General features: G+C 31.8%; 9 protein-coding genes. All 9 read right to left on the reverse strand.

The window, feature by feature from the left end; all coding sequences use genetic code 11:
- Positions 1 to 59 precede the first annotated feature (59 nt).
- The 9 genes from ACTG3V_RS12415 to ACTG3V_RS12455 all read right to left on the reverse strand — a co-directional run bounded on the left by ACTG3V_RS12415 (position 60) and on the right by ACTG3V_RS12455 (position 4,283).
- Positions 60 to 1,145 (reverse strand): DNA cytosine methyltransferase, encoded by a 1,086-nt coding sequence (locus tag ACTG3V_RS12415; RefSeq protein WP_439132491.1) that lies wholly within the window; start codon positions 1,143 to 1,145, stop codon positions 60 to 62.
- Positions 1,146 to 1,286: 141 nt separating this feature from the next.
- Positions 1,287 to 1,598: a hypothetical protein gene (locus tag ACTG3V_RS12420; RefSeq protein ID WP_439132492.1), complete on the reverse strand. Its 312-nt coding sequence runs from the start codon at positions 1,596 to 1,598 to the stop codon at positions 1,287 to 1,289.
- Positions 1,599 to 1,660: 62 nt separating this feature from the next.
- Positions 1,661 to 1,801: a hypothetical protein gene (locus ACTG3V_RS12425; protein ID WP_439132493.1), complete on the reverse strand. Its 141-nt coding sequence runs from the start codon at positions 1,799 to 1,801 to the stop codon at positions 1,661 to 1,663.
- Positions 1,798 to 1,932 carry a hypothetical protein gene (locus tag ACTG3V_RS12430; protein WP_439132494.1) on the reverse strand — a complete coding sequence of 45 codons (135 nt, stop codon included), beginning with the start codon at positions 1,930 to 1,932 and terminating at the stop codon, positions 1,798 to 1,800. The genes ACTG3V_RS12425 and ACTG3V_RS12430 overlap by 4 nt, the downstream gene beginning before the upstream one ends.
- 58 nt (positions 1,933 to 1,990) lie before the next feature.
- Positions 1,991 to 2,155, reverse strand: coding sequence for a hypothetical protein (locus tag ACTG3V_RS12435; protein WP_439132495.1), 165 nt, complete (start codon positions 2,153 to 2,155; stop codon positions 1,991 to 1,993).
- A 299-nt stretch (positions 2,156 to 2,454) separates the two neighbouring features.
- A complete protein-coding gene (locus ACTG3V_RS12440) occupies positions 2,455 to 2,829 on the reverse strand; it encodes a hypothetical protein (protein WP_439132496.1) in 375 nt (124 codons plus the stop codon).
- Between the two features lie 176 nt (positions 2,830 to 3,005).
- Positions 3,006 to 3,293, reverse strand: a complete 288-nt coding sequence (locus ACTG3V_RS12445) for a hypothetical protein (protein ID WP_439132497.1) — start codon at positions 3,291 to 3,293, stop codon at positions 3,006 to 3,008.
- A 340-nt stretch (positions 3,294 to 3,633) separates the two neighbouring features.
- Complete coding sequence (locus tag ACTG3V_RS12450) at positions 3,634 to 3,774, reverse strand: hypothetical protein (RefSeq protein WP_439132498.1); 141 nt, start codon at positions 3,772 to 3,774, stop codon at positions 3,634 to 3,636.
- A gap of 53 nt (positions 3,775 to 3,827) precedes the next feature.
- Positions 3,828 to 4,283, reverse strand: coding sequence for a DNA N-6-adenine-methyltransferase (locus tag ACTG3V_RS12455; RefSeq protein ID WP_439132499.1), 456 nt, complete (start codon positions 4,281 to 4,283; stop codon positions 3,828 to 3,830).
- Positions 4,284 to 4,377: the final 94 nt, after the last annotated feature.

Consider the following 4,377-nt stretch of genomic DNA (forward strand, 5'->3'; position numbering starts at 1 on the left):
TGCAATAAAATAAAAAAAACGGCCACTCACTCATACGCAACAAAAAACTACTCATACACCTATGTATAAGTAATGTTTTGTAACCATTGGTCGTAAATTCTACCTACTATTTGTGCAATCATTAAAGGTGGTACACTCATTCCCATTAAATAATATTCTTTGTTATTTAAGAAATCGTAATCTAAAGGAAAACTTGAACACCTTAAATTTTCTAACTTACTTCTATGTCTTGGCTCATCAAATAATACACAATCATCTTTACCAGTAATTGTATTTGCAACCTTGTGTTTGTATAAAAATTTCTTATTAAAATGTAAGTTAGGTTTGTTGTGTACTCGTTCATTTATTTGTTCAAAACTTGAATCCCCAAACTCTCTTTTATTCCAAAGTTCAGTACTAAATTCAGTTAACATTCTTTCTTTGTTGTTTGGTTCGTAAACCTTATCAAACGTAATTAAATCTTCAAAGAAAACTAAATCAAGTAAAGGAAAATCATCAAACAATACACTAATATTTTGAGGTAACTTACTTGCTAAATCCTTTCTAACTGCAATAAAAAATACTCGTTCTCTTTTTTGTGGTATTCCCATTCTATTAGCATTTAAACAAAACTCTTTTACTACATATCCAGCTTTGTCAAAATCTGCAAGTATTTTTCTAACATATTCTTTTGCTTCACCCATTAAAATACCTTTAACATTTTCGGCAATAACTATTTTAGGTTGTAGTTTTTCAGCAAGTTCTATAAAGTCAAAAAACAAAGTATCTAAAACTTGTTCAGATTGCCCTTCTTTAAACTTCTTTTTCTTTCCCCAATCTTTTTCTCTATTTCCAGAAACAGAAAAACTACTGCAAGGTGGAGAGCCATCTAAAATAGTTAGGTTATAAAGTTCTTTAGGTAAATCTGTTCTATCTTTAAAAGTCCTTATATCCTCAATATAAGAGTATTTTGGTTTATGATTAGTAATATAACATTCAGCCATTTTAGGGTCAATCTCATTCATTCCTATTACGTCAAAACCTGCAAGTTTATAACCCATTGTAGAACCACCACCACAAGCAAAACAACTAAATACAGTTCCTTTGTCTTTTGTAAACTTTGCATCTTTCAAAGTCCACTCATAATTAAATTTATTCTTACTCATACTCTATAATTTGCCCTCGTTCCTCACGCAGGCCGTTTTTTTTATTTTACAGTTCATTCCGCTATCGCTTCATCAGGTAACACGTAATATAGTCCAGCTTCCTACGTCAGCCGATACCATATTACTATTCGTTGTAAACAATTAAAGGGCTTTGTATAGCTCTAGCATATATCTAATTTCACTACCTGTACAAATCTTACCGTCTTTTAACCAAGGTTCGTCAAGATTTTTTTCATATCCTTTAACTCTCATCCAACCTTTAAAACTTAGGTTTTCCTTGTCCTTTAACAGCTCGCTATCGCTTTTACAACAAGGTATATAATCCATTTTTTTAACTGCTTGTATTGCATCACTTATGGCATCTGTATATCCTTTAGCGTAAGACTGGCTATAATTACCTCTTTCACTTGTTTCTATTCTTAAATCTCTTAGTACTTTTAAAACTTCTTTCATTGTTCTGTTATTATTTATTCGTTAAAAAATCGTATCATATACCATAACCGTTATATACAATACTATTTTTTGCCATCCACTCTTGCGTGCTCACTCAATAAATCTTGGATGTAGTTTTTAAGGTCTTTCTTTGCTTTAATGGCAAGTATCTGTAACTTTTCGTAAGTACCATCTTCTTCGTTTATATCAATTAATTTTCTCATAAGTCTTTATAAAATTCTTCTTTAGTAGCATTTAAAACAATACCACAACATTTGCATCTATCATAACCAGATTCGAAACAGAAATAACTTCCATCAGTATGTTCGCAATCTTCATCTTTATAATCTTTCATTGTTCAATATTATTAGGTGTTCATTGTCACTGAACATTAGTAAAAAATGAACGGGAGATTAATATCTCCCGTGGTTAGTGGCTTCCTCATTATACTTTTCTTCAAAAGCATACGCATCATCCTCGTTAGTAAATGTGCCAACAATCTCATGGTCAGCATCTGCAATATCTGAATGGTCGCCTACAAAGGCTAAAGTACCATCGAAAATAACTAAATAACTCATAGTAAAAGAATAAACCCTGATTGGCGGGTAACCATTGTTACATCATTGTAACAGCACAAATATATATTATATATATGATATACACAAGTAAAAAATGAAAATATTTTATTTTTATGCAAAAATAATCTGCCATCGCTCAAAAATAGTACAGTATATAACAATGTATATAAGTAATGGCAGGTTATTGTTTAATTCTTATTCTCTGTTTATCTATTTACTTTTAGCTTGTCCGATAAGTAGGTGCTTTCTATCTGCCACTACTCATATACTTTACCGTTAGCAACAATAAAAAAGGGCGCTTACTCGGTCGGCATTACGTGTGTAAATCCAGTACCAAAAAAGTGTTGTGCTTTTTTCATTGTTCGTTCCCAAGTATGTCTTGATTGTCTTCCACTTCTTTGATTCCATTTATGAGTATAAAAACTATATTCTTTTACACTTTCAACATACAAGAAACCATCTTTATTTTCTTTTAAAACACCTTCGCTTTCTTCATTTGCGCCATAACTTGCCATTCCACCTTTATATTGGCTTCTTAATGTGTCGTATCTAAAATTCCATATAATACTGTCACCTATTTTTAGGTTGTTTAATTTTAGGAATTCATTTTTAACCATTATTAAAATTTCGCTTTTTAGATTTGGTACAACAGGTTTACTTATAATCTCACTCATACGTATTTGGTTTTTGCAAAACCACGCCCTTTTTTACAGTTGCTAACAACGTGTATAAAAAATAGCGGGTTCTGTGTTTAATTTATATTTTTAGCCTTTTAAATAGACTTGTTTTAATCCGAAAGTTTATGCGTACTTATTCCGCTACTTTCCATACACAATGCGTTGGCAAACATTTAAGATTCGTAATCAATAATGCTAATGTGTGCTTGAAATTCAGGCGTAATCTGATAGATTTTTTTGCCTTCACGAATAATAAAATGTGGCTCAACTTTTAAGTGCTGACAAACAAGCTTAATGCTGTTCATCGTTGAATTATACTTTTGATTAGCTTTTTCAACTAACCTTTCAGCTTCTCGGATTTCTTCGAGAGCTTCTTTTTGTTCTTCTGATAAATTGACAAGCATTTTAACGCCTTTGTCTTTATCCCCTTGTAATTCGTTGACTATTTCTGAAAATGACATGATTAAAAACGATTTGCCAACACTGCATAAAATTAAGCGGGCAGTGTTGTTATATTTCCGCTTTTGGTTCTTTATTTAAGTTTGTTGCGGGCGGACAGTTTCGAGCCTTAAAAAGCCCGCCTAATCTTATGCTTGACCGTTATACACAATAAAAATCAAAGTTTACGCCATTCAGCTAACTTTTTCCTTATTTCATTGTGTTCGACTATTTTAAAACTACTATCATACCAAATTAATTCTTTCATCAAATGATATCCCTTAGCTTTTAGCCAGTCAGTAAATAATGGTTTATTTATCATAATTTTTAAAGTGTATAACAACGTACAAAAACAATAACTTGCTATTTGCTTTGTTTGTCAATTAATTGCTGTAATAATTTTGCTTGTTTTACTTGGTTTTCGCATACTACATTTAACCAAAAACCTATTCTAATAATTCCGTAAATCAATATTAAACCAATTATTAAAAGTGCTATTTTCATTTTTATTTATTTTAGTTATTATTTTCGTTACTGTTCTTGTACAAATCCGTTATCTACAAGGTGGCACTACGTCCGTCAAAGACAACCACCATACTATCCTTTGTTCCGCTTTGTGTTTTTCCGTGTTTATTAAGCGGGAGATAAAAATTACCGTCTTCGTCCAATTTACCAAACTTAATTCTACCTCTAATAAAATCTATTTCAGTTGCATTTGGCTTTATCCAATCGTGAAATAGTTCAGTTGAAGTTGATACAGGAATTAAGAAAACACAAAGCTTGCCTTTTCGCATTTCTTCAACCCCTTTCTTTACAAAAGCCTCTTTTAGTTTCCTACTGTATGGTGGGTTTACAAAATTTGAGTTTCCCCACTCAATACTTAATCCATCTACAACTTCGCCTTCACAATAAGGGCAAGGATCAAAGTCAAAGTTAAAACGCTTATCCAACTCCTTGTAAAAGTAAGGAGGTGTAGCGTAATTGTCATCGTTGTTTATATGTATTTTTCTCATAATAAAATTTTGTTTTCATAGCCCGTGCCACCCAGTAGATAACACAGGCTATATGTCCATATTCGTACCTCATACGGCACATAGCCAAACCGTT

It is taken from the genome of Polaribacter sp., assembly GCF_965660385.1.
Taxonomy (GTDB): Bacteria; Bacteroidota; Bacteroidia; order Flavobacteriales; family Flavobacteriaceae; genus Polaribacter.

What these genes read in the sequence shown, in the direction of transcription:
- ACTG3V_RS12415 (WP_439132491.1), bottom strand. Translation starts at nt 1,145, where the DNA reads ATGAGTAAGAATAAATTTAATTATGAGTGGACTTTGAAAGATGCAAAG.
- ACTG3V_RS12420 (WP_439132492.1), bottom strand. Translation starts at nt 1,598, where the DNA reads ATGAAAGAAGTTTTAAAAGTACTAAGAGATTTAAGAATAGAAACAAGT.
- ACTG3V_RS12425 (WP_439132493.1), bottom strand. Translation starts at nt 1,801, where the DNA reads ATGAGAAAATTAATTGATATAAACGAAGAAGATGGTACTTACGAAAAG.
- ACTG3V_RS12430 (WP_439132494.1), bottom strand. Translation starts at nt 1,932, where the DNA reads ATGAAAGATTATAAAGATGAAGATTGCGAACATACTGATGGAAGTTAT.
- ACTG3V_RS12435 (WP_439132495.1), bottom strand. Translation starts at nt 2,155, where the DNA reads ATGAGTTATTTAGTTATTTTCGATGGTACTTTAGCCTTTGTAGGCGAC.
- ACTG3V_RS12440 (WP_439132496.1), bottom strand. Translation starts at nt 2,829, where the DNA reads ATGAGTGAGATTATAAGTAAACCTGTTGTACCAAATCTAAAAAGCGAA.
- ACTG3V_RS12445 (WP_439132497.1), bottom strand. Translation starts at nt 3,293, where the DNA reads ATGTCATTTTCAGAAATAGTCAACGAATTACAAGGGGATAAAGACAAA.
- ACTG3V_RS12450 (WP_439132498.1), bottom strand. Translation starts at nt 3,774, where the DNA reads ATGAAAATAGCACTTTTAATAATTGGTTTAATATTGATTTACGGAATT.
- ACTG3V_RS12455 (WP_439132499.1), bottom strand. Translation starts at nt 4,283, where the DNA reads ATGAGAAAAATACATATAAACAACGATGACAATTACGCTACACCTCCT.